Origin of the sequence: Sinomonas gamaensis (genome assembly GCF_005876955.1) — a bacterium.
Classification (GTDB): domain Bacteria; phylum Actinomycetota; class Actinomycetes; order Actinomycetales; family Micrococcaceae; genus Sinomonas; species Sinomonas gamaensis.
On record NZ_SSCL01000005.1, the window covers coordinates 170149 to 192567 of the forward strand.

At 69.2% G+C, this 22419-nt stretch carries 21 protein-coding genes; 13 read left to right on the forward strand and 8 right to left on the reverse strand.

Features of this window, described 5'->3' with window-relative positions:
* Positions 1-87: 87 nt before the first annotated feature.
* Genes E5679_RS09160 through manA form a run of 4 tightly spaced genes read left to right on the forward strand, consistent with a single transcriptional unit; the run spans position 88 to position 4780 of the window.
* Positions 88-1275, forward strand: coding sequence for a 5-(carboxyamino)imidazole ribonucleotide synthase (locus E5679_RS09160; protein WP_138415019.1), 1188 nt, complete (start codon positions 88-90; stop codon positions 1273-1275).
* Complete coding sequence (gene purE, locus E5679_RS09165; RefSeq protein WP_138415021.1) at positions 1272-1832, forward strand: 5-(carboxyamino)imidazole ribonucleotide mutase; 561 nt, start codon at positions 1272-1274, stop codon at positions 1830-1832. The genes E5679_RS09160 and purE overlap by 4 nt, the downstream gene beginning before the upstream one ends.
* 9 nt (positions 1833-1841) lie before the next feature.
* The gene (locus E5679_RS09170) at positions 1842-3467 is read left to right on the forward strand and encodes an LCP family protein (protein ID WP_138415023.1); all 1626 of its coding nucleotides are present in this window, start codon (positions 1842-1844) and stop codon (positions 3465-3467) included.
* Positions 3468-3526: 59 nt separating this feature from the next.
* Positions 3527-4780, forward strand: a complete 1254-nt coding sequence (manA, locus tag E5679_RS09175; protein ID WP_138415025.1) for a mannose-6-phosphate isomerase, class I — start codon at positions 3527-3529, stop codon at positions 4778-4780.
* Here the strand turns inward: manA and E5679_RS09180 are convergent.
* Positions 4777-5859 (reverse strand): lipid II:glycine glycyltransferase FemX, encoded by a 1083-nt coding sequence (locus E5679_RS09180; RefSeq protein ID WP_138415027.1) that lies wholly within the window; start codon positions 5857-5859, stop codon positions 4777-4779. The two genes, manA and E5679_RS09180, sit on opposite strands and share 4 nt — an antisense overlap.
* 76 nt (positions 5860-5935) lie before the next feature.
* Complete coding sequence (gene glpX / locus E5679_RS09185) at positions 5936-6973, reverse strand: class II fructose-bisphosphatase (RefSeq protein ID WP_138415029.1); 1038 nt, start codon at positions 6971-6973, stop codon at positions 5936-5938.
* A gap of 143 nt (positions 6974-7116) precedes the next feature.
* Between glpX and E5679_RS09190 the strand changes: the two genes are divergently transcribed.
* The 4 genes from E5679_RS09190 (at position 7117) to E5679_RS09205 (ending at position 10648) form a co-directional block, all read left to right on the forward strand.
* On the forward strand, positions 7117-7722 hold the full coding sequence (locus E5679_RS09190; protein WP_171042313.1) for a DUF4245 domain-containing protein: 606 nt from the start codon (positions 7117-7119) through the stop codon (positions 7720-7722).
* 61 nt (positions 7723-7783) lie between these two features.
* Positions 7784-8398, forward strand: coding sequence for a carbonic anhydrase (locus E5679_RS09195; protein ID WP_138415033.1), 615 nt, complete (start codon positions 7784-7786; stop codon positions 8396-8398).
* Positions 8399-8476: 78 nt separating this feature from the next.
* A complete protein-coding gene (locus E5679_RS09200) occupies positions 8477-9892 on the forward strand; it encodes a class II fumarate hydratase (protein ID WP_138415225.1) in 1416 nt (471 codons plus the stop codon).
* A gap of 243 nt (positions 9893-10135) precedes the next feature.
* Positions 10136-10648 carry an NUDIX hydrolase gene (locus E5679_RS09205; protein WP_138415035.1) on the forward strand — a complete coding sequence of 171 codons (513 nt, stop codon included), beginning with the start codon at positions 10136-10138 and terminating at the stop codon, positions 10646-10648.
* Here E5679_RS09205 and E5679_RS09210 read toward each other — a convergent pair.
* Both E5679_RS09210 and E5679_RS09215 read right to left on the reverse strand, forming a co-directional pair.
* Positions 10605-11117 (reverse strand): prepilin peptidase, encoded by a 513-nt coding sequence (locus tag E5679_RS09210; protein ID WP_138415037.1) that lies wholly within the window; start codon positions 11115-11117, stop codon positions 10605-10607. The genes E5679_RS09205 and E5679_RS09210 overlap by 44 nt on opposite strands.
* A 119-nt stretch (positions 11118-11236) precedes the next feature.
* Positions 11237-12559, reverse strand: a complete 1323-nt coding sequence (locus E5679_RS09215) for a PhoH family protein (RefSeq protein ID WP_138415227.1) — start codon at positions 12557-12559, stop codon at positions 11237-11239.
* Positions 12560-12832: 273 nt separating this feature from the next.
* On the opposite strand from E5679_RS09215, the gene E5679_RS09220 reads away from it, so the two are divergent.
* Together E5679_RS09220 and E5679_RS09225 are read left to right on the forward strand one after the other, a co-directional pair.
* The gene (locus E5679_RS09220) at positions 12833-13489 is read left to right on the forward strand and encodes a GntR family transcriptional regulator (RefSeq protein ID WP_171042314.1); all 657 of its coding nucleotides are present in this window, start codon (positions 12833-12835) and stop codon (positions 13487-13489) included.
* A complete protein-coding gene (locus tag E5679_RS09225; RefSeq protein WP_249336036.1) occupies positions 13452-14744 on the forward strand; it encodes an MFS transporter in 1293 nt (430 codons plus the stop codon). Before E5679_RS09220 ends, E5679_RS09225 begins: the two co-directional genes overlap by 38 nt.
* Here E5679_RS09225 and E5679_RS09230 read toward each other — a convergent pair whose 3' ends face one another.
* The gene (locus E5679_RS09230; protein ID WP_138415041.1) at positions 14745-15506 is read right to left on the reverse strand and encodes an isoprenyl transferase; all 762 of its coding nucleotides are present in this window, start codon (positions 15504-15506) and stop codon (positions 14745-14747) included.
* A 121-nt stretch (positions 15507-15627) separates the two neighbouring features.
* Here E5679_RS09230 and trhA point away from each other — a divergent pair, with 121 nt between their 5' ends.
* A complete protein-coding gene (trhA, locus tag E5679_RS09235; protein WP_138415044.1) occupies positions 15628-16302 on the forward strand; it encodes a PAQR family membrane homeostasis protein TrhA in 675 nt (224 codons plus the stop codon).
* Between the two features lie 6 nt (positions 16303-16308).
* Here the strand turns inward: trhA and E5679_RS09240 are convergent, their stop codons facing one another.
* Positions 16309-18414, reverse strand: coding sequence for a thioredoxin domain-containing protein (locus tag E5679_RS09240; protein ID WP_138415046.1), 2106 nt, complete (start codon positions 18412-18414; stop codon positions 16309-16311).
* Positions 18415-18523: 109 nt separating this feature from the next.
* Here E5679_RS09240 and E5679_RS09245 point away from each other — a divergent pair, with 109 nt between their 5' ends.
* Both E5679_RS09245 and E5679_RS09250 read left to right on the forward strand, forming a co-directional pair.
* A complete protein-coding gene (locus E5679_RS09245) occupies positions 18524-19045 on the forward strand; it encodes a hypothetical protein (RefSeq protein ID WP_138415048.1) in 522 nt (173 codons plus the stop codon).
* Positions 19045-21183 (forward strand): bifunctional polysaccharide deacetylase/glycosyltransferase family 2 protein, encoded by a 2139-nt coding sequence (locus tag E5679_RS09250; protein WP_138415050.1) that lies wholly within the window; start codon positions 19045-19047, stop codon positions 21181-21183. The genes E5679_RS09245 and E5679_RS09250 overlap by 1 nt, the downstream gene beginning before the upstream one ends.
* Here the strand turns inward: E5679_RS09250 and E5679_RS09255 are convergent.
* Positions 21180-21458 (reverse strand): hypothetical protein, encoded by a 279-nt coding sequence (locus E5679_RS09255; protein ID WP_249336037.1) that lies wholly within the window; start codon positions 21456-21458, stop codon positions 21180-21182. The genes E5679_RS09250 and E5679_RS09255 overlap by 4 nt on opposite strands.
* Before the next feature lie 49 nt (positions 21459-21507).
* Complete coding sequence (gene mca, locus E5679_RS09260) at positions 21508-22404, reverse strand: mycothiol conjugate amidase Mca (protein ID WP_249336038.1); 897 nt, start codon at positions 22402-22404, stop codon at positions 21508-21510.
* Positions 22405-22419: the final 15 nt, after the last annotated feature.

The window sequence follows — 22419 nt, forward strand, 5'->3', positions numbered from 1 at the left end:
CGACTATTCTACGCGCCGCCCTCAGTGGCCCTCAGGGTCCTGTCAGACTTCACAGGGTCGCACGTCCGGGTTCGGTAGGCTTGGCGGGTGAGTTTTCCTGTGATCGGCGTCGTCGGCGGCGGCCAATTGGCCCGCATGATGGCCCCTCCCGCCACTGCCCTCGGGATCGAGCTGCGCGTCCTCGCTGAGGCCGAGGACGTCTCCGCGGTCCCCGCCGTGCCGAATGCCCCCGTCGGCGACTACCGCAGCCTCGACGACCTGCGCGAGTTCGCCCGCGGTGTGGACGTCCTCACGTTCGACCATGAGCACGTCCCGACCGAGCACCTCCTCGCCCTCATGGCCGAGGGCGTCAACGTGCAGCCCGGGCCCGCCGCGCTCGTGCACGCCCAGGACAAGCTGCGGATGCGGGCCGCGGTCGACCGGCTCGGCCTTCCCAACCCCCGCTGGGCCGCGGTCCACCACGTCGAGGACCTCATCGCCTTCGGGGACGAGATCGGGTGGCCGATCGTGCTGAAGACGCCGCGCGGCGGCTACGACGGGAAGGGCGTGCGCGTCCTCGGGTCCTCCGCCGACGCCTCGGCCTCGATCGACTGGTTCGGCGTGATGAGCCCCCTCCTGGCGGAGGAGATGGTTCCCTTCACGCGCGAGCTCTCCGCCCTGATTGCCCGCACCCCGAGCGGCGCCTCGGAAGCCTGGCCGGTCGTGCACACGATTCAGGTGAATGGCGTGTGCGACGAGGTCATCGCACCCGCGCCCGGTCTCGACGCCGCGGTCGCCGAAGCCGCACAGGCAGCCGCCCTCGCCATCGCCAGCGAACTCGGTGTCACCGGCGTCATGGCTGCGGAACTCTTCGAGACGCCCGGACGGGGCCCCGGCTTCCTCGTCAACGAGCTGGCCATGCGCCCCCACAACACCGGCCACTGGACGCAGGACGGCTGTGTCACGAGCCAGTTCGAGCAGCATCTGCGCGCAGTCCTCGACCTGCCCCTCGGGGGGACAGCGGTCCTCGGCGGATGGGCCGTGATGAAGAACATCCTGGGCGGCCAGAACCAGGACCTGTACTCCGCCTACGCCGAGGCCCTCGCAGCCGACCCCGAGGCCAAGGTCCACACCTACGGCAAATCCGTGCGCCCGGGGCGGAAGATCGGTCACGTCAACCTCGTCGGCGGACCGGGAACGGATCCACAGGAGCTCAGGACTCGCGCGGCCCACGTGGCCGCGGTCATCCGGGACGGGGCCGACCAAGTCGAAACGATCACGCAGGAGAGCGCATGAGCACTCAGGGCTCCCAGCCCCTCGTCGGCCTGGTCATGGGGTCGGACTCGGACTGGAACGTCATGGAGGCCGCCGCGGACGCACTCTCCGAGTTCGGCGTCCCGTTCGAGGCCGACGTCGTCTCGGCCCACCGCATGCCGCACGAGATGATCGCCTACGGGTCGAAGGCACGCGAACGCGGGCTGCGCGTCATCATCGCCGGAGCGGGAGGCGCGGCGCACCTGCCGGGCATGCTTGCCTCCGTGACCACGCTGCCCGTCATCGGCGTGCCTGTCCCGCTCAAGACCCTGGACGGCATGGACTCGCTCCTCTCGATCGTCCAGATGCCCGCGGGCGTGCCTGTCGCGACCGTGTCGATCGGGGGTGCACGCAACGCGGGACTCCTCGCCGTGCGACTTCTTGCCGCCGGAACTGACGAACTCGCCGCGCGCCTCTCGGAAGATCTGTCCCGTTTCGCGGACGATCTCAATGCGACGGCATCGCGCAAGGGCGAATCCCTGCGCCGGAAGGTGGCCGAGGTGTTCGCGGCGAACAGCAGCCAGGGAGAGCCTGGGTAAGGAGAGCGCATGGTGATCCACGGCCAGCAGGCAGCGCCCGGCGGCACGTCTTCCCGGAGCCGGCTGACCGAGCCGCTCAGGCACCCCGAGCAGGCGCCCTCGGGCGTCCGCACGAAGCGGGCGTTCGTGCTGCTCGCACTGACGCTCGTCCTGCCCGGCAGCGCCCAGCTCATCGCGGGGAGCAGGACGCTTGCGCGGCGGGCGCTCACCGTGACCGCGGCGGCGTGGGTCGCCGTGCTGCTCGCCGTCGTCGTCGGGCTCATCAATCGGGGCCTGCTGCTCACGCTGGTCACCGATCCGGTTGCTTCCCTCATCCTCATCGTGGTGCTGCTCGTCCTCGCGGTCGGGTGGGCCCTCATCTGGATCAACACCCTCCGGATCATCCGCGTTCCGCTGCTGGCGCGGCGCCTCCGGCCCGCCGTCATCGTGGCCCTCGTCCTGTGCCTCGTTGCCACGAGCGGAAGCCTCGCGTACGCCGCCTACCTCACCAATGTCGCTCGCGGCGCTGTCGGGAGCATCTTCTCGGGTGGACCGGCCATCGCTCCCGTCAACGGCCGCTACAACTTCCTCCTCATGGGCGGCGACGCCGGGGCGGACCGCACCGGGCGCAGGCCTGACAGCCTGTCGGTGCTGAGCGTGGATGCCTCCACGGGCCGCACAGCCATCATTTCCGTTCCCCGCAACCTCCAGAACGCGCAGTTCGCCGAGGGCTCTCCCATGCGGTCCGTCTACCCCGACGGCTACAACTGCGGCAACGACTGCCTCATCAACGCCGTCAACACCGAGGTCACCGAGAAGTACAAGAACCTGTACCCGGGCGTCGCCGATCCGGGGGCGCAGGCCACCATGGAAGCGGTGTCGGGGACGCTCGGCATCAAGGTGCAGGCCTACGTCCTCGTGGACATGGACGGGTTCGCCCAGCTCATCGACGCGCTCGGCGGAATCCGCGTCGACGCCGGCGGCTGGGTGCCGATCAGCGGCGCCGCGACCGATGACAGCGGCGACCACGAGCCCCCGCTCGGCTGGATCGCCCCCGGCCCGCAGACCCTCGATGGGTACCACGCTCTCTGGTACGGGCGCTCGCGCGAATACGCGAGCGACTATGACCGGATCGCGCGCCAGCAGTGCATCCAGCAGGCGATGATCAACCAGCTGAACCCGGCCACCGTCCTGTCCAAGTTCGAATCCATCGCGAACGCGGGGACCAAGGTAGTCGAGTCGAACATCTCCTCGTCCCAGCTCGGAAGCTTCGTCGACCTGGCCATGAAGGGCAAGGGACAGCCGGTCAGCCGTCTCGTGATCGGGCCGCCGGACTTCCCCGCGGACTTCCCCACGTATCCCGATTTCGACCAGATCCACGCCAAGGTGCAGAGCGCGCTCTCGGCGTCGTCGGCCTCGCCTTCGCCGAAGGCGGCCGGGGCAGGGCGCGGCTCTGCCGGCGGCCCGGCTCTCGCAGCACCGGCTGTCCTTGCACCGGCCGTGGTATCGGGGCAGGCGCCGGCGAACCAGTACAACCAGACGGGTCCGGACGGAGTCCCGGTCAACGCCGCCCGGCTCGACTACCTCGTGAAGACGGGCCAGAACCAGATTCTGGACGCCATCATGGCCGACAACGGCCAATGCAAACCCCTCTGAGAACGCAACCCTTCGAGCAGCACCCGTTCTCCCCGACTGAGAGGCACCCGGACCACCGAATGCATCGACTGCTGAACACCCTGCGCCCGTATGCCTGGGGCTCGACCACCGCGATCGCGGAGCTCCTCGGTCACGAGCCGTCGGGAGGTCCGGAGGCGGAGCTGTGGATCGGCGCCCACCCCGATTCGCCCTCCCAGGTTCTGGCCGGCGAGCAGGCGCAGGGAACGGCGCTGGACAGTGTGATCGACAGCCGTCCGGAGGCCACTCTGGGTGAGGCCAGTATCGAGGCCTTCGGCGCGCGGCTGCCCTTCCTGCTCAAGGTTCTGGCGGCGGCCCACCCACTCTCCCTGCAGGTGCATCCGACGTTGGAGCAGGCGCGCGCCGGCTTCGCTGCGGAGGACGCCGCAGGGGTGAGCCGCAACGCGCCCGAGCGCAACTACAAGGACGACAATCACAAGCCCGAGATGATCTTCGCCCTCAGCCGCTTCGAGGCGCTCTGCGGTTTCCGCAGCGCGGCCGACGCCGCGGCGCGCTTCGAGGAGCTCACGGCGCTCCTTGCAGGGCAGAGCGCGGCGGAGGTCACCGAGCAGGTGGCGGAACTGCTTCGGGATCCGGATGAAGAAGAGGCACTGCGCGGCGCGTTCGCCCGGCTGATCGCGGGCGGCCAGCAGGTGCGCGATGCGGTGGGGGCAGCGGCGGCCGCCATCACCGCTGCCCGGGCCGATGACTCGGGCCTACGCACCGTCGCCGCCCTCGCGCAGGACTACCCCGACGATCCCGGGGTCCTCGTCTCGCTCCTGCTGAACCGTGTGACCCTCGAACCCGGCCAGGCCCTGGCCTTGGGGGCGGGCAACGTCCACGCCTACCTCTCGGGCCTCGGCATCGAGGTCATGGCGTCCTCGGACAACGTGCTGCGGGGAGGCCTGACCACCAAGCATGTGGACGTGGCCGAACTGCTCAAGACCGTGCGCTTCGCGTCGCTGCCGGTCCCGTTCCTGACGGCGGTCGAGTCGGAGCTCGGCCAGGAGATCTACCGGCCTCCGTTTGCGGAGTTCCAGCTCCAGCGCATCCAGGTCGGGCCGCGGACAGGCGAGGACAGCCGCGAGCCTGTGCCGGTCGCCCAGGCGGGCGCCGCCGTCGTCCTCGTGGTGGACGGCTCGCTCACGCTGGACACTCCGAAGGGCGATCTGCCCCTCGGGCGCGGTGAATCAGCTTTCATCCCGGCTGTCGAGGCACCCGCCCTTGCGCACGCGGGCGACGACGGCGCCCTCGCCTTCGCCGTGACCACGAACCTTGGCGGTGACCTCGGCTAGGCTCCTGGCCTGAGCCGCTTGAGGGCGTCTTTTGCCTGGCGGGCGCCAGCCTTCGCGAGGGATCGACCCCGCTGCAGGGCCCGTCTGGCGATCGGCATTCCGGTCGAGTAGACGGGGTAGAGGGGCGAGAGCGGAAGCTCCCAGGTGCCCGTGAGCAGATTCTCGTGCTGCGCGAACTGCTTCTTGAAGTCCGAGATGCCGTCGTTGAGCAGGCCATTCAGGTCGTAGCGGGCGCAGCCGTCGGCCTTCATCGAGGTGAATGCCGCCCACTTGACGCCGTAGTTGGCGCGCGCCTTCTGCCCCGCCTCGCTGACGCCTCCGTACAGCTCGAACGCGGTCCCCGCGCTCTTGGCGATCCACACGAAGGCAACCGCTTGGTCGCCGTCGAACGCGGCCACGATCGGCGAATCGTCGCCGAGGAAGCGCCAGATGTCGCGGTAGTAGGCGTCGGAGTGAATGCCAAAGCCCGCGCGGCGTGCGGTCTCGCGGTAGATCGCCAGAATCTGCTCGAGTTCCGCCTCGGACGCCACCTTGCGGAACTCGAGCTGGCTCTTGAGATTCTTGCGCACGTTCGCCCGCGTGGTCCGCGACATTGCCGCCATGAGCTCGTCCTCGCCCTGCTGCAGGTCCAGGATGAGCGTGCGGGCGATGAGGATCGTGCTCTCGGTGCGCTGGAAGCCAGCCGCTTCGAGCCCTCGCTCCCCTGCCGATCCCGCGTCCCAGTCCGGTTCTGCCACAAGGGCCACCGAACCCCGGGTCGAGCGGATGTGGCGGGCTACTGCGTCGAGCACCCTGGCCGCATCCTCCGGCGCGCACACGGGCCCGCGGGAGATGTATGCCAAGGACTTGAGCGGCCACGGCAGCCCCCTGTACAGGACCTGAGCCCCGCCCAGAGAGGTGCCGTCGTCGTCCACGATCAGCCGCTCGACCCGCCAGTGATGCGCCGCCTTGACCTCGCCCCACCCCCACAGCTGGAGCGGATGCCCGCCCCGTTCGTTGACGAGGCCATCCCATTCGCCGCGGTCGGTGCAGGGGCGGACGGTCGCTGCGCCGGCGCGCAACTGGCTCTCGGGGGTCATGATCCTCCTGTGGTGGGTCAACGCTGTGGGCCGCGGGCCAGTCTAGCCGCGAACCGCAGCCGTCAGGACCGCAGCGTCAGGACTGGCGAGCCCAGTTCTCCCACTTGCTCGCGTGGTGCTCGGCGTCCACGAACCGCACGGTGCCGGACTTCGACCGCATGACAATCGACTGGGTCTTGACCCGGTCCTTCTCGTACCGGACGCCCTTGAGGAGGTCGCCGTCGGTGATGCCGGTTGCGGCGAAGTAGCAGTTGTCGCTGCTCACGAGGTCGTTGGTGGTCAGAACGCGCTCGAGGTCGTGGCCGGCGTCGAGGGCCTTCTGCTTCTCCTCGTCGCTGGTTGGCCACAGCCGGCCCTGAATCACGCCGCCGAGGGACTTGATCGCGCACGCGGCCACAATGCCCTCGGGCGTCCCGCCGATGCCCATGAGGGCGTCGACGCCGGTGCCCGAGCGGGCAGCGGCGATCGCCCCGGCCACGTCGCCGTCCATGATGAACTTGGTGCGTGCGCCCGCCGCACGGATCTCCTCGACGAGCGGCTTGTGGCGGTCGCGGTCCAGAATGCACACGTTGATCTGGTTGACCTTGACGCCCTTCGCCTTCGCGATGAGGTGCAGGTTCTGCTTGACCGGGAGGCGGAGGTCCACGAGGTCTGCGGCCTCGGGGCCCGTCACGAGCTTCTCCATGTAGAAGACCGCCGACGGGTCGAACATCGTGCCGCGCTCGGCGACCGCGAGGACCGCGAGGGCGTTGTTGATGCCGAGTGCGGTGAGGCGCGTCCCATCGATCGGGTCGACGGCGACGTCAACCTCAGGGCCCGTGCCGTCACCCACCCGCTCGCCGTTGTACAGCATGGGGGCCTCGTCCTTCTCCCCCTCGCCGATCACCACGACGCCGTTGAAGTGCACGGTGTGGAGGAACGAACGCATCGCGTCGACGGCGGCTCCGTCGGCCCGGTTCTTGTCGCCGAAGCCCACCCAGTGGCCGCCCGCGATGGCGGCGGCCTCGGTGACGCGGACGAGCTCGAGGGCGAGGTTGCGGTCCGGCTCGTCGGCCCCGAGGGTGAGGGAGCTGGAGAGGGTCGAGTATTGGCTGTCGATCGGCGCAGGTGACACGGTGACCTCTTCTTCGAGTCGGATTTGTTTCGATCATAGTCTGCGGGCACGCGCCGCGGACCTGCGATGACGGCGATCACATGGGTCGTTGTGTGACTCGCGCACGGTCGGGCAGGGCCGAGGCGATCAGGGACAATGGAACGGTGAGCAGCACCCCCGAAGCCCATTCCACAGCCGACCAGCCGGTGGCCAAGCCCGTCCTCACCCCCGGGGCGGCGAAGCGCGCGAACGCGTCCGTCATCGGCATGATCATGGCGCTTGCCGTGTCGCTGCTCGTGCTCGTGCCGATCATGCTGCTGAGCGCCAACTCGCAGAGTCAGGTCCACCGCCCCACCGTCGACGTGAGCGCCGTCGCGGCCAACGCGAAAGACACCGCGGGCTTCTCCCCAACCGCTCCGGCGCTGCCCGATGGCTACTCGGCGAACTACGCGAGATGGGTGGCAGGCGGCTCGGACGGGGTGAGCCAGTGGGACGTGGGGTACGTCACGCCCAAGCAGCAGTTCGTGTCGGTCGTCCAGACGGCCACCGCGAACCCCACGTGGATCACCCAGCAGGTCAAGGACGCCCCGAAGACCGGAACGCGGAGTGCGGGAGGCGTTGAGTGGACGCTCTATGACAAGCCGGGCGTCGAGAAGAGCTACGTGGGCACCGTGCGGGGAACGACCGTCATCGTCTCCGGATCGGCGGACTTCTCGGAATTCGACGTCGTCGCAGCCGCGGTCGCAGCCTCGCCAGCCGCTGGACGCTGATCGCACCTCTATGACGGGCGCCGCCCGCGACAGGTAGACAGGTGGGTCTAGAGTAGAGGCCGTGTCTGAAACCCTCACTCCCGCGGAAGCATGGCGCACCCTTCGTGAAGGCAACGAGCGCTTCGTCTCCGGAACGTCCATTCACCCGAACCAGGACTCGTCGCGGCGCAGCGAGCTCGTTGCGACCCAGAACCCGTTCTGCGTCGTCTTCGGCTGCTCCGACTCGCGCCTCGCGGCAGAGATCATCTTCGATCTGGGTCTCGGCGACGCCTTCGTGGTGCGATCCGCAGGCCAGGCGATCGACGACGCCGTGCTGGGTTCCCTCGAGTACGCAGTCGACCCGCTCGGGGTGCCGCTCATCGTGGTCCTCGGCCACGATTCGTGCGGTGCTGTCACCGCCACGGTCAACGCATACGAGACCGGTGAGATGCCGAAGGGCTTCGTCCGGGACCTCGTCGAGCGCATCATGCCCTCGGTCCTCACCGCGCAGCGCAACGGCGTCACGACAGTCAACGAGACCGTCGTCGAGCACGTCAAGCAGACCGGCGAGCGGCTCCTCGAGACGTCCAAGGTGATCGCCGACGCAGTCGAGGACGGACGCACCGCGGTCCTCGGGGTCTGCTACCACCTTGGCGAGGGGAAGGCGGAGCTGGTCTCCGGTCTCGGCGACGTGTAGCACCGGGTTCGGAGTCTGCGACCGGTTCGGAGCGGCCGCTCCCGGGGGTCTAATCTGGGTGCCATGACTGACTCTGCCGTGCAGGAAACTGCCGAATTCCGGATCGAACACGACACGATGGGCGAGGTGCGCGTGCCGGCCGCCGCCCTGTACCGTGCGCAGACCCAGCGTGCCGTCGAGAACTTCCCGATCTCGGGCAAGACCCTCGAGCGCAAGCACATCGAGGCACTCGCGCGCGTCAAGAAGGCCGCCGCACGGGCGAACGAGGAGCTCGGCGTGATCGATGGGGATCTCGCCGACGCCATCGCCGATGCCGCCGACCGCGTGGCGTCCGGCGAGTTCGACCAGCACTTCCCGATCGACGTCTTCCAGACGGGCTCGGGGACGTCCTCGAACATGAACATGAACGAGGTGCTGGCCGAGCTCGCCAGCCGCGCCCTCAAGGACAAGGGCGTGGACAAGGTGGTGCACCCCAACGACCATGTCAACGCCTCGCAGTCCTCGAACGACGTCTTCCCGACGTCCGTCCATGTCGCGGCCACGAACGCGCTGCTCAATGACCTCGTGCCGGCCCTGACGTACCTCGCGGCCTCGTTCAGCCGAAAGGCCGAGGAGTTCAAGGACGTGGTCAAGTCCGGCCGCACCCATCTCATGGACGCGACCCCGGTCACGCTCGGCCAGGAATTCTCCGGCTACGAGGCACAGATCCGCTACGGCATCGAGCGCATCGAGGCCTCGCTCCCCCGCGTCGCCGAAGTCCCGCTCGGCGGCACGGCGGTGGGCACGGGCATCAACACGCCGGAGGGCTTCCCGCAGCGCGTGATCGCCCTCCTCGCCGAGGACACGTCGCTGCCGATCACCGAGGCGCGCAACCACTTCGAGGCCCAGGCCAACCGCGACGGGCTCATTGAGGCGTCCGGCCAGCTTCGGACGATCGCCTACTCGATCATGAAGATCTCGAACGACCTCCGCTGGATGGGCTCCGGCCCGAACACCGGTCTGGGCGAGATCGCGATCCCGGACCTCCAGCCCGGCTCGTCGATCATGCCGGGCAAGGTCAACCCGGTCATCTGCGAGGCGGCGATCATGGTGGCCGCGCAGGTGATCGGCAACGACACGACGATCGCGCTCTCCTCGACGAACGGCGCCTTCGAGCTCAACGTCGGCATTCCGGTCATGGCTGCGAACCTTCTCGAGTCCATCCGGCTGCTCGCAAACACGGCCCGGGTCATGGCGGACAAGATGGTGGACGGCATCACGGCGAACGTGGAGCGTGCACGCTTCCTCGCCGAGGCGTCTCCCTCGATCGTGACCCCGCTCAACAAGTACATCGGGTACGAGAACGCCGCCGCGATCGCGAAGAAGGCCGTCAAGGAGGGCCTCACGATCCGCGAGGCAACGCTCGCGCTCGGCTTCGTGGAGCGTGGCGAACTCACCGAGGAGCAGCTCGACAAGGCACTCGACGTCACGACCATGACGGGGCGCAACGCCTGACATCGGCAGTGAACACGAGGGGGCCTCGTCCGAGGCCCCCTCGCGGCGTCTCCCCAGTTTCCCCAAGTTTGCCGCCGACTTCCCCAGCTCTCGAGGTCTCCTCGTCGGCCCGAAGAGTCCGACCCGGGTGTTTGCGCGGATCTGTGGCTCCGAGGGAGGTCCGTCAGGTTCAGGAGCTGGGGAATCCGGAACAGAAGCTGGGGAATCCGGCAGGTGCGGGTCCCACTGAGTACGCTAGGCTCCGTGCCCACCCCTGACTTCATCCTGGCCCTGCGCGACATGATCGGCGTCCACCCCCTCTGGCTTCCCGGCGTCAAGGCCGTGGTGACGGACGACGACGGGCGCCTGCTCCTCGTGCGCCGCGCAGACAACGGCCGGTGGACCGTGCCGGCGGGCATCGTGGAGCCGGGTGAGGAACCCGCGACGACGGCCGTGCGGGAAGTCCTCGAGGAGACCGGGGTCCATGTGCGGATCAGCCATCTGGCGGGCGTGGCCACGACGGCACCGGTCGTCTACCCGAACGGCGACCACGCACAGTATCTCGACGTCATCATGGCCTGCGCGTATCTGGGCGGCGAGGCCCGCGTCGGCGACGACGAGAACCTCGAGGTCGGGTGGTTCCGCGCCGACTCGCTCCCCGACCTGCCGCCCCTGCACCGCCAGGCCATCGAGTGGGCCCTCGACCCGCAGCAGCGGGCCCATTTCGTGCAGGCTAGGCCGGAAGCAGGAGCGCCAGTGCCGCGCCCACGAGCATGAACGGCCCGAACGGGATGGCGGTCTTCCCCGTGCCGCGCCGCAGAACGATGAGCACGACGCCGTAGAGCCCGCCCAGCAGGAAGGCCGCGGCGGTGCCCCACAGGAGGTGCTCCCAGCTGAGGTAGCCGAGATAGAGCCCGAGCACGCCGGCGAGCTTGACGTCCCCGAAGCCCATGCCGGCCGGGTAGACGACGCGGAGCACGAAGTAGACGGCCCACAGCACCACGCCGCCGCCGAGGACGCGCAGGACGGCAGCGCCGTCGAACGCCCCGCCGCCGAGCGCGGCCGCCAGGCTCAGGGGAACCGCGGTCCAGTAGCTGGGCAGCACGATCCGGTTGGGCAGCAGGTGGCTGCGGATGTCGATGGCGGTCAGCCGCGCAGCCATCCAGGCGTAGTAGGCGAGGCACGCGACGACGAGCCAGAACGCGAGAGGGCTTTCCTGCCACAGCTCCGGGAGTCGGTGGGTCACTCTTGGACCCTATAGGACGGCGAGTCCTGCGCGGCGGAAGCGGCCGCCGCCTTCCTGGGATTCCAGCCTCCTGGGATTCCGAGGACGACGGCGGCCGCTCGCCTGAGAGCGCGGCCTGCCTAGATCTCGGCCCGCTCGAGGAGTTCCGTGACGAGCGCGGCGATCGGCGAGCGCTCGGATCTCGTGAGCGTCACGTGCCCGAAGAGCGGGTGCCCCTTGAGCGTCTCGACGACGGCGGCGATCCCGTCGTGGCGGCCGACGCGGAGGTTGTCGCGCTGGGCCACATCGTGCGTCAGGACGATCTTCGAGTTCTGGCCGATCCTGCTCATGACAGTGAGGAGCACGTTCTTCTCGAGGGACTGCGCCTCGTCCACGATCACGAACGAATCGTGCAGGGACCGTCCGCGAATGTGGGTGAGCGGGAGGACTTCGAGCATGCCGCGGTCTGTGACCTCGTCGATCACCTCTGGGCCCGCGAGCGCCCCGAGCGTGTCGAAGACCGCTTGGCCCCACGGGTTCATCTTCTCGGCTTCGGTCCCGGGGAGATAGCCGAGCTCCTGCCCGCCGACGGCGAACAGCGGCCGGAATACCACGACCTTCTTGTGCTCGCGCCGCTCCATGACGGCCTCAAGGCCGGCGCAGAGTGCAAGCGCGGACTTGCCCGTGCCGGCCTTGCCGCCGAGCGAGACGATGCCGACGCCCGGGTCCAGGAGCAGGTCGATGGCGAGCCTCTGCTCGGCCGAACGACCGTGCAGGCCGAACACTTCCCTGTCCCCGCGCACGAGGCGCACCTGCTTGTCCGCCCCAACCCGGCCGAGGGCTGAACCGCGTGGCGACATGATGACCAAGCCGGTGTTGACCGGCATCTCGGCCGCCTCCGGCAGAAACACCGGCTCATGGCCGTAGAGCGCAGCGACCTCCGCTTCGCCGGTCTCGATCTCCGCGACGCCCGTCCAGCCCGAGTCCACGATCTGCTCATTGCGGTACTCGTCGGCCTCGAGCTGCATCGCGGAGGCCTTGACCCGCATCGGGAGGTCCTTCGAGACAACCGTCACGAGCTTGCCCTCGTTCGCGAGGTTCTTGGCCACCGCGAGGATCCGAGCGTCGTTCTCGCCGCTGCGGAACCCGGCCGGCAGGACGTCGGCCGAGATGTGGTTGAGCTCCACCACGAGAGTTCCGCCTGCGGAGCCCAACGGGACGGCGGTCCCGAGGCTGCCGTGCTCAACGCGCAGGTCGTCCAGGAGCCGGAGCGCCTTGCGCGCGAAGTAGCCCAGCTCGGGATCGTGCCGTTTTGCTTCCAGCTCCGTGATCACGACGACAGGGATCACGACTTCGTGCTCCGCGAAGCGAAGCACGGCCCTCGGGTCGGAGAGCAGCACTGAGGTGTCCAACACGTAGGTCCGCCGAGCTCCAGCTTGTGCGGCGGACTCTTGGGACAGCATTCCAGAGGTCGTCACGTCGACTCCAGCCCCCGGGATTCCCCGGCATTCTCCAGTTCCGTCCGGTTCGGCCGTGAGGCCGGTCCGGCCTCCTGGAGCTGCTGAAACGCAACGCCCATCCTCGGCCTCCCCGCATCGGGCAACGGATGCCGCCCGATGGCGCAACATTACGCCGAGCGGGGTGTCGAGGAGATGAACGGGATGGGCATGTTGTTTGAATCACAAGAGATACGTTGTTGCATCTATCGATGTGCACAAGGGGATACGATGAGGAGCATGTCCCTCCCACCGCCGTCTCCGGGAACCTCCACCGCGGCCGACCGCGCCTATCTCTCGCTCTCCGAGGACATCGTGGCCGGAAGGCTCCAGCCCGGTTCCCTCATCACCGAGGGAGAGCGGGCCGAGACGCTCGGCATGAGCCGGACTCCGATCCGCGAGGCCTTCCTGCGCCTCGCATCCGAGGGCCTGCTGAGGCTTTACCCGAAGAAAGGCGCCGTTGTCACCGCGGAGGACGACGCCGCCGCCCGCCACTTGCTCGAAGCCCGCGTCATGCTCGAAGTGGAGTCCGTACGGGCCGCGAGCGAGGGCGAACGGACGACGACGCTCCGTGCCCTCGAGGGCTTCCTCGCCGAGCAGGCCGACGCCCAGGCGAGCGGCGACGCCCTCGCGTTCGCGCGCGCAGACCACGCCTTCCACGCTGCCGTCGCCAGCGCCTCGCTCAACCCGCTGGTCGACGGTTTCTACTCCCAGCTCCGCCCACGGCTCGCCCGGCTCACGCACGTGGTGGTCCGCAGTGGACGCTCGGACATCGGCCGCTTCCTGGCCCAGCATCGGGAGCTCGCCGAGCTGTTCGAGCAAGGAGATGCGGCCGGCTACGCGAGCCTCCTCCGTTCCCATGTCGGCCTTGACGGCTCAGGAGCCTCTGGCTCCTGAGACCAAGCCCCTCGAGCCGCTGCCACTCACCAGCCCGACCCAGAAAGCCCCCTTCATGCGCCGCCCCTGGCTCCTTGCCTGTTCCGCCCTGTTCGCCATCGCGTGGGGTGGAAACCACTTCACTCCGCTCCTTCACCTCTACGAGGTGATGTTCCATTACTCCGTGGTCGCGGTGGACGTCTTCCTCGGCACGTACGTGGCGGGCCTCGTTCCCGGTCTCCTGCTCGGGGGCGCACTGTCCGACCGACACGGTCGCCGCCCGGTCGTAATCGCGGGCGTCCTGCTCTCGGCCGGAGCGAGCGTGGTCCTAGCTGCGGGAGCCGCGTCCGGATTGGCACTCTGCGTGGGGCGGTGCCTAGCAGGCGTCTCGGTGGGCATCGGCATGTCCGTGGGCACGAGCTGGGTCAAGGAGCTCTCGGGGCAGCGCTTCGATCCGAGCCTCTCGCCCGAACGGCGAGCTTCGGCCGGCGCTCGCCGCCCGGCCCTCGCCCTCACACTCGGCTTCGGCCTCGGCGCCGGAGTCGCCGGTTCGCTTGCCCAGTGGGGCCCCTTGCCGTCGGTGCTCCCGTATGCAGTGCACGTGCTGCTCGCGCTGGCTTCCCTCGCACTCGCGGTGCAGGTCCCCGAATCCAAGCCCGGCGTGTCGGCCCGCCCGGCCAGCCTGTGGGAAGACCTCCGGGTTCCCCTCGCGGGACATCGCCGGTTCATCCGGGTGGTGCTGCCCGCGGCGCCGTGGATCTTCGCGACGTCCGGGATCGGCTACGCGGTGATCCCGCTCTTGGAGGCACCCGTCGTCGGCCAATGGGCTCTGGCCTACGCCACTGGCCTAACCGTCCTGACCCTCGGTATTGGCGCGCTCGTCCAGCCGTTCGTGCCGCGTCTCGATGCGCTCACCCGGGGACGGGCCGGGCTCGCGGGGCTCGCGGCAATATTTCTCGGGCTCCTCGCGGCCGCCGCGAACGCCGTCGTCCTCTCACCATGGCTCGGCGCCATCGCCGCAGCCCTGCTCGGCGCCGCCTACGGCACCTGCCTCGTTTCGGGCCTAGGCGAGGTTCAGTCGATCGCCAGCCCTGAGGACCTCGCCGGCCTCACCGGCGTCTACTACAGCATCAGCTACCTCGGCTTCCTGCTCCCGATCGTGCTCGCCGGACTCGCTGGCTTCGCCCCGTACGCCGTGCTCCTCCTGGGCCTTGCCGTGGTGTGCCTCGCGTCGCTCGTGGCCGTCGCGCGGGGACTGAGGACGACGGCGGCCTAGTCACGCCCCAAATCGGCGTTGGCGGCCTTCGTAGTCGCGAAGCGCCCGGAGGAAGTCGACCTTGCGGAAGTCGGGCCACAGCGCCTCGCAGAAGTAGAACTCGCTGTAGGCGCTCTGCCACATGAGGAAGCCCGAAAGCCTCTGCTCCCCGGACGTGCGGATCACGAGGTCGGGATCCGGCTGGCCCGCGGTGTAGAGGAACCGCGAGATGTCCTCGACGTCGAGGCGGTCGGCCAGGGCGCTGATGTCTTCCCCTCGGGCGAGGGCGTCGCGGAGGAGGTCGCGCACGGCGTCGACAATCTCGCGCCGGCCCCCGTAGCCCACGGCGACGTTGACGTGCAGGGGCTCTGAGGGGCTCGGCTTCGCCGTGAGCCGGGCGAGGCGCTCGGCGAGGTGGTCCGGGAGCAGCTCGGGTGCGCCCATGGCGTGCACGGAGACGTTCGGGTCGTCGTCAAGGCGGTCGAGCGTCTCGGCGATGATCTCCGTGAGCTCGTCGAGTTCTTCGCTCGAGCGGCTCATGTTGTCGGTCGAGAGCATGTAGAGCGTGACGACCCGCACGCCGAGCTCGCGGCACCAGCCGAGGAATTCGTGGATCTTGTCGGCCCCCGCACGGTGGCCCTGGCTCGTCGGCGCGTTGAACTGGCGCGCCCAGCGGCGATTGCCATCCACCATCACGCCGATGTGCCGCGGCATCCCCTCGGGCGTCAGCGCCCTCTGGAGGCGCCGCTCGTAGTAGCCATAGAGGAATCCGGGCAGTTCCATCGACCCTCCCGCGCGCATGCTGTTCGGAGCCCGCGAGGGGCCTGTGCCTTCCTAAGGCTACCCCAGTGCAATTAGTTGTTACTCGTGAGTAACTTACCCTCGCGTAAGTTAGAATTGCCGCATGCCCGATCTCGGCCTGAGCCGCGCCGAGCTGCTCGCCCTCAAGCCGTCCTGGCGCGGCTGGATCCACACTGTCGCAGCCCCGCTCGCCCTCGTGGCCGGCATTGTCCTCGTCAGTGTCGCGCCGGGCGCGGACCGGAAGATCGCGTGCGCCATCTATTCGCTCACCGGTCTCACGCTCTTCTCCGTCTCCGCCGTGTACCACCGCGGGAACTGGTCTGCCCGAACCAAAGCCGTGCTGAAGCGGATCGACCACACGAACATCATGTTCGTCATCGCAGGGACCTACACGCCGCTCTCGTGGGTGCTCCTGCCCCGCGACACCGGCGTCCTGCTGCTCTGCCTCGTCTGGCCGGGCGCGGTCCTCGGGGTGCTCTTCCGCGTCCTCTGGGTGGGTGCCCCCCGGTGGCTCTACGTGCCCATCTACGTGGCGCTCGGATGCGCGGCGTTCCTGTTCCTCCCCCAATTCTTCGCCGCGAGCGTTCCCGCCGCGATCCTCATCTGTGTGGGCGGCGCGTTCTACATCGCCGGTGCGGTCTTCTACGGAATCCGGCGCCCTAACTTCAGCTGGAAGCACTTCGGCTTCCACGAGTTCTTCCACGCCTTCACCGTTGCCGGCTTCGCGGTGCACTTCGCGGCGATCATCGTCGCGGTCCTCAGCGCGCCCGTCGCCTAGGCCGCCTCAGCCGCCCAGCGCGAGCTGTTCGCGCAGGGCCTCCCTGCTTGCCACCGGAAGGCGGCAGGCGAACTCGCGGCAGACGTAGGCGAGGGGACCGCCGTCGTCCGCTGCGCCGCGATGCGCAAGAAGCGGCACCCGGGCGTCCTCCCCCACGGGCGCGCCCACGGCGACCACGAGCCCAGGATTCGTCGCTGCGAGCGCCTCGGCGTGCAGACGACGGCGCTGCTCGCCCGGGCTGCCGACGATCGCCACTTCGAGCGGGCCGGCGAGGGAGGCCTGGGCGACGGCCAGCGACCAGCCCGCCACGCGCGCGCCCTGCCTGAGCATCGTCGGCAGCCCCCCGAGGATCGACGATGCGAGCGCCCGGTGGTCGGCCGACCCGCTGTACGCGGCGTGCGTGAGGAGGGCCCCCGCAAGCAGGGAGGCGCCGCTCGGAGTCTCGGTGTCGTGGGGATCCAGGGTCCGTGCGCCGGCGAGCGCCGTCTGCACAGCAGCCGCCCCGGTGCGCTCCACGGCGTCGTCGGAAAGGAGGCCATCGGCGACGAACCTTCGAGTGGCTGCGGCAAGGAGCTCCTCGCCCCACGCGTACCAGCGCTCCTCCCCCGTGGCGGCGTAGAGTGCGAACGCTCCCTCAGCACACGCTGCATAGTCCGCCAGAAGACCTTCGATGCCCGCTGCGGTTCCCGCGTGCGAGACGCGCAGGAGGCGGGAGCCGTCCCAGTGGACCGCCTGCAGGAGGCCTGCGGCACCCCTGGCCTCCTCGAGCAGCTCGGGGCGGCCCAAGGCCCAGGCTGCGTCGGCCAGCGCAGCGACAGCGAGCCCGTTCCATTCGGCCACCACCTTGTCGTCCCGACCGGGCGCGGTACGGCGAGAGCGGTCTGCGAGCAGCGCTGCCCGGTGCCGTTCGAACAGCTCACGCTCCTCCGGCTCCAGCGCGCGTCCGGCATGGAGAGGCGCCGCCCTGTCAGCGTGGGGCCCGAGCGGAAGGCCGAACACGCCAGCCAGACGCGCGGCATCGTCGGCTGCCTCTGGCCCGAGCGCCGCGGCGAATTCGCTCCGCGTCCAGACGTAGTACCCGCCCTCCACGCTTCGGCCATCACGCTCGGAATCGGCGTCGAGGGAGGAGGCGAAGCCCCCTTCCGGCAGGCCGAGTTCGCGCAGCATCCAGTCAGCCGTGAGTCCAGCGGCCGCCCTCGCTTCCTCCAGCGGAAACTCCTCCGAGCCTCCCAGTCGCATCCAGTGGGCGAGCACGCGGAGGAGCTGGACGTTGTCGTACAGCATCTTTTCGTAGTGCGGCAGCGACCAGTCGGCCGTCACTGAGTAGCGGGCGAAGCCACCGGCAAGCGCGTCGAACAGCGCCGAGCGGCACATCGCGGCGAGCGTCCGGCCGGCGAGGGCGCGGGCGACGGCGGCCGACTCCCCTGAGCCGTTGGTCGCACCCGCGTGCCGCACGAGGAATTCGAGCACGGGCGACGGCGGAAACTTCGGCGCGCCGCCGAAGCCGCCATGCTCGGGGTCCTCGTGGGTGACGAGGGCCGTCACCGCGTCGGCCAGAAGCTGGGGCTCGATCGCGCCGGCCGGGGCGGCAATGTCGAGGAGGTGGGCCGAGAAGACTCCGCCGAGCCCCTCGGCGAGGGCAGCGCCTTGGCGCTCCACCGCCTCGCGACGTTCCGTCCATGCTTCCCAGACGGCGTCGAGCACTTGCCGGAAGCTCGGCCGCCCCGGAACGGGCCGCGGCGGGTAATACGTCCCCGCGTAGAAGGCCCGCCCATCGGGGAGCGCGAAGATGCTCAGCGGCCAGCCGCCCTGTTCCCCCATCGCCTGGCATGCGGCCATGTAGACGGAGTCGACATCTGGTCGTTCTTCGCGGTCCACCTTGATGCTCACGAATCGGCTGTTGAGCTCGTCGGCAGTGGTCTGGTCCTCGAAGGATTCATGGGCCATGACGTGGCACCAGTGGCACGCCGCGTAGCCGATGGAGATGAAGACCGGGACGTCGCGCCGTGCCGCCTCGGCAAAGGCCTCGTCGCCGTACGGCTGCCAATCGACAGGGTTGCCGGCGTGCTGGCGGAGGTAGGCGGAGGCCTGTCCCGCGAGTCGGTTCGTCATACCCCTGAGTCTGCCCCACATCTGGGCCCGCTACACCGAGCAGCGAAGCCAGTCTCGAGCAAGCCCCTCATTCGAAGTGTAGGGGGCAGTCATCTACACTTGATGCCCGATGCCACCCCTCGTCGATGCCTCCACTCCGCCCACGTCAGCCCCAGCCCAAGGGCCCGTATTCGTTGACGCCTCTGGTCGGAGGCTCCGTCGTGCCCGGCTTGCCGGGCAGATCACGCTCGGGCTCGTTGCAGGGTACGTTGCCTTGGTCGTCGCTGCGCTCCTCGGCGCCCCGAACGTCGCGGCGCCGTTCCTCCCGCAGCCCGCCCTGCCGTCGTCGAACGCCCAAGCGCCCAATGCTCCGGCAGGCGGCGCGGCCGGGCCCGCGCCCGAGCCGACTCCGCTCGAACGCGGCGAGGCGGCTGTCCTCGCCGCGCCGCTGCCCGCCCCGCATGCTCCGGAAGGAGCCGTAGCGGCACCTCAGGCCTCGCAGCAACCCGCGGTGGCCCCTGCGCCCATCGCACAGGCGCCCGCACCTGCCTCCGCACCGACGGCCACGGCCGCCCCGCAGTCGACGGCCGCAGGGAAGAGCCTGACCGCTCCGGGCCAGGGCAACCGACCGACGGCCCCGCAGCACCCGTGATGATGCTGCGCACGCGAGGAAAGTCCGCCGTCCAAGCACGCACTCACTGGGTGGTGCTCGCCGCCGTGCTCATTGCGCTCGGCCTCGCTCTTGCGGTCCAGGGCTACACCCATCACCTCGCCGGGATCGGTGATGATTCCGTCCGCTCGGACCGTTCCGCGGCCGGTGTCCCCAGCGCCGTGGCCCACGGTGGTCCGATCATCGACGCGCGCGGCAACAGCATCCGCACGGTCGCACCGCCTGATCACACCATCGCCCTCACGTTCGACGACGGACCAGACCCGACGTGGACTCCCCGGATCCTCGATGTGCTCCGGGCGCACCACGTGCACGCAACCTTCTTCGTCGTCGGCACCGCGGCAATCGACCATCCGGAGCTCGTCCAGAGCATTGTCGCAGAAGGACACGAGATCGGGGTGCACACGCTCACCCACGCGGACCTCGGAACCGCCCCCGAATGGCGGCGCCAGATCGAGATCCAGGGCGCCCAGCAGGCGATCGCCGGGATCACGGGGAAGACCGCATCGCTGCTGCGCCCGCCCTACAGCTCCGAGAACGACGCCGTGACCGACAGCCTGTGGTCCGCGATCCGCTCGACGGCGTCCGAGGGGTACCTGAACGTGCTCAGCACGATGGACAGCGAGGACTGGCGGCGGCCCGGGACAGCGGAGATCGCACGGAACCTCATCCCGTCAGAGTCTCAGGGTCAGGTGCTCCTCCTGCACGATGGCGGCGGCGACCGGAGCGAGACGGTTGCGGCCCTCGACTCCGCGTTGACGCGGCTCTCCGAGCAGGGCTACAGGGTCACGAGCGTTGGCGACGCGCTCGGGATCGCGAGCATGCGCCCGGCTTCCGCCATGGAGCAGGTTTCGGGGACGGTCTTCGTGTGGGGCCTCCGGCTCAGCGACCTTCTTGTCACAGCAATCTCGTGGGTTCTGGTTGCGAGCGGGGTGGTCACCATCGTGCGTGCGCTCCTCGTCGTCGGCGTCGCGTCGCGGCACAGCCGAATGACGCGTCGGGGACGGCGGCACGTCGATATGCCACTCCGCCCGGAGGTCATAGAGCCGGTGACCGTCATCGTCCCCGCCTACAACGAGGCGGCAGGAATCGAGGCAGCCGTCCGCTCGATTGCCGCCTCCACGCATCCCGTGGAGATCATCGTCGTCGACGATGGGTCGACGGATGCCACTGCCGACATCGTCGAGGCGCTCGGGATCCCCGGCGTGCGGCTCATTCGCCAGGAGAACGGTGGCAAGCCCTCCGCGCTCAACACGGGCTTGCGGGCGGCCAGCCACGATCTCGTGGTCATGGTCGACGGCGACACGGTCTTCGAGCCCGGGACCGTCCACAGGCTCGTCCAGCCGTTCGCGGATCCGCGCATCGGCGCCGTCTCGGGCAACACCAGGGTGGCGAACCGCGGGGGCATCCTCGGCGCGTGGCAGCACGTTGAGTACGTCGTCGGCTTCAACCTCGATCGTCGTCTCTTCGACGTCGCCGAGTGCATGCCCACGGTCCCGGGCGCCATCGGGGCGTTCCGGCGCGAAGCACTCGTACGGGTGGGCGGCGTGAGCGAGGATACGCTGGCCGAGGACACCGACCTGACCATGTCCCTGTGCCGTGACGGATGGCGCGTGGTCTACAAGGACGACGCCGTGGCGTGGACCGAAGCGCCGGCGACGCTGAACGCCCTCTGGCGGCAGCGGTATCGCTGGTGTTATGGGACGCTTCAGGCGATGTGGAAGCATCGGGGGGCGGTCGTGCAGGGTGGGGCTGCGGGCAAGCTAGGGCGCCGGGGACTCGGCTACTTGCTCGTCCTGCAGGTCCTGCTGCCCCTGCTCGCCCCTGTGGTCGACGTGTTTGCCGTCTACGGGCTAGTCTTCCTCGATCCGCTTCGAATCGGCGCGGTGTGGCTGGTGTTCTTGGTGGTCCAGCTGCTCATGGCGGCCTACGCCTTCCACCTCGACCGGGAGCGATTGCGCCCGCTGTGGACGCTGCCGCTTCAGCAGATCGTCTACCGGCAGCTCATGTACCTCGTGGTGATCCAGTCCGTCTTCACTGCCTTCGCTGGGATGCACCTCCGCTGGCACCGGATGGAGCGCTACGGCAGCCTTCGCGTCCCTACCTCAGAAGTGGGCTAGCGCGCGGACTTCTCGCCGTCAGCGCCCTCGGCGCCGTCGGAGTCCGCCTCAGGCCCTTGGCCCTCGCGCTCTTCGGCGACTTGGCTCCGGTACCGCACTCGGCGCAGGCGGCGCACCATGTCCACGATCAGGAGGATCGTGATGAGGACAACGAACGCCGTCGCAAGGAATCCCCAGATGCCGGGCGAAACCTGGTCCTCTGTCAGGCCCGGGCGGAGCGTCCCGGAGGGGCTGGGCGCGGGCGTGGCAGAAAGAGCCAGAAGGAGGGAATGCACCCAACTATCTTAGCCGTGCGAATTATTGCCCACCGTCACCCTGCTGTGATCACCGGAGTCCGGCGAACAGGTCAGTCTCGATCTCTCCGGGTTCTGGAGTTCCTACGCTCGAGGAGATGAGGGAGTAGTCCTCCCATGGCCAGATGCGCTGCCGCATCTCGAGCGACACAGCGAAGAACGAGCCGTTCGGGTCCACCTGCGAGGCGTGCGCCGCGAGCGCGCGGTCCCGGATCTCAAAATACTTGGCGCACTCCACCTTGGTGGTCACGGGGTGGCGAGCTGCCCACGGGTGGTGCCCTTCGGCGTCGTCCTCTACCTCAGAGGCGATCCAGCGCGCGTAAGGCGATTCGAGGCCCGCCTCGAGGAGCGCCCGGTGGAACGCCTGGTACTTGGTGACGTTGAAGGGCACGTCGTAGTACAGCTTCGCGGGGGCCCAGGGCTCGCCCGCGTCGGGATACTCCTCCTCGAGGGGCGCTGCCCGGAACGCCTCGACCGCCACCCGGTGCGCCATGATGTGGTCGGGATGCGGGTAGCCGCCGTTCTCGTCGTACGCCACCACGACGTGCGGCCGGAACTCGCGGACCAGACGGACGAGCGGGGCAGCCGCCTGCTTGAGGGGCAAAGTCGCGAAGGCACCCCACGGCAGCGGTGGCAGCGGGTCGCCCTCGGGAAGTCCGGAATCCGTGAATCCGAGCCACCGGTGCTGCATCCCGATGATCCGCTGGGCCTCCGCCATCTCCAGTCGACGCACGCCCGCCATATCCCTCGCCGCGTGAGCGTGGCCCACGAGCGCGGGATTCTGAATGTCCCCGCGGGACCCGTCGGTGCAGCTCACCACCATGACCTCGTGGCCCTCGTCGAGGTACTTCGCCATCATGGGGGCACCCTTGCTGGATTCGTCGTCGGGGTGGGCGTGGACCGCGAGCAGACGCAGGTTCTCAGACACGCCTCCTAGAATAGA

What these genes read in the sequence shown, in the direction of transcription:
- E5679_RS09230 (WP_138415041.1), bottom strand. Translation starts at nt 15,506, where the DNA reads ATGGAACTGCCCGGATTCCTCTATGGCTACTACGAGCGGCGCCTCCAG.
- E5679_RS09215 (WP_138415227.1), bottom strand. Translation starts at nt 12,559, where the DNA reads ATGCTGTCCCAAGAGTCCGCCGCACAAGCTGGAGCTCGGCGGACCTAC.
- E5679_RS09225 (WP_249336036.1), top strand. Translation starts at nt 13,452, where the DNA reads ATGTCGGCCTTGACGGCTCAGGAGCCTCTGGCTCCTGAGACCAAGCCC.
- E5679_RS09240 (WP_138415046.1), bottom strand. Translation starts at nt 18,414, where the DNA reads ATGACGAACCGACTCGCGGGACAGGCCTCCGCCTACCTCCGCCAGCAC.
- E5679_RS09170 (WP_138415023.1), top strand. Translation starts at nt 1,842, where the DNA reads ATGGTGATCCACGGCCAGCAGGCAGCGCCCGGCGGCACGTCTTCCCGG.
- trhA (WP_138415044.1), top strand. Translation starts at nt 15,628, where the DNA reads ATGCCCGATCTCGGCCTGAGCCGCGCCGAGCTGCTCGCCCTCAAGCCG.
- E5679_RS09180 (WP_138415027.1), bottom strand. Translation starts at nt 5,859, where the DNA reads ATGACCCCCGAGAGCCAGTTGCGCGCCGGCGCAGCGACCGTCCGCCCC.
- manA (WP_138415025.1), top strand. Translation starts at nt 3,527, where the DNA reads ATGCATCGACTGCTGAACACCCTGCGCCCGTATGCCTGGGGCTCGACC.
- E5679_RS09245 (WP_138415048.1), top strand. Translation starts at nt 18,524, where the DNA reads ATGCCACCCCTCGTCGATGCCTCCACTCCGCCCACGTCAGCCCCAGCC.
- E5679_RS09250 (WP_138415050.1), top strand. Translation starts at nt 19,045, where the DNA reads ATGATGCTGCGCACGCGAGGAAAGTCCGCCGTCCAAGCACGCACTCAC.
- purE (WP_138415021.1), top strand. Translation starts at nt 1,272, where the DNA reads ATGAGCACTCAGGGCTCCCAGCCCCTCGTCGGCCTGGTCATGGGGTCG.
- E5679_RS09220 (WP_171042314.1), top strand. Translation starts at nt 12,833, where the DNA reads ATGTCCCTCCCACCGCCGTCTCCGGGAACCTCCACCGCGGCCGACCGC.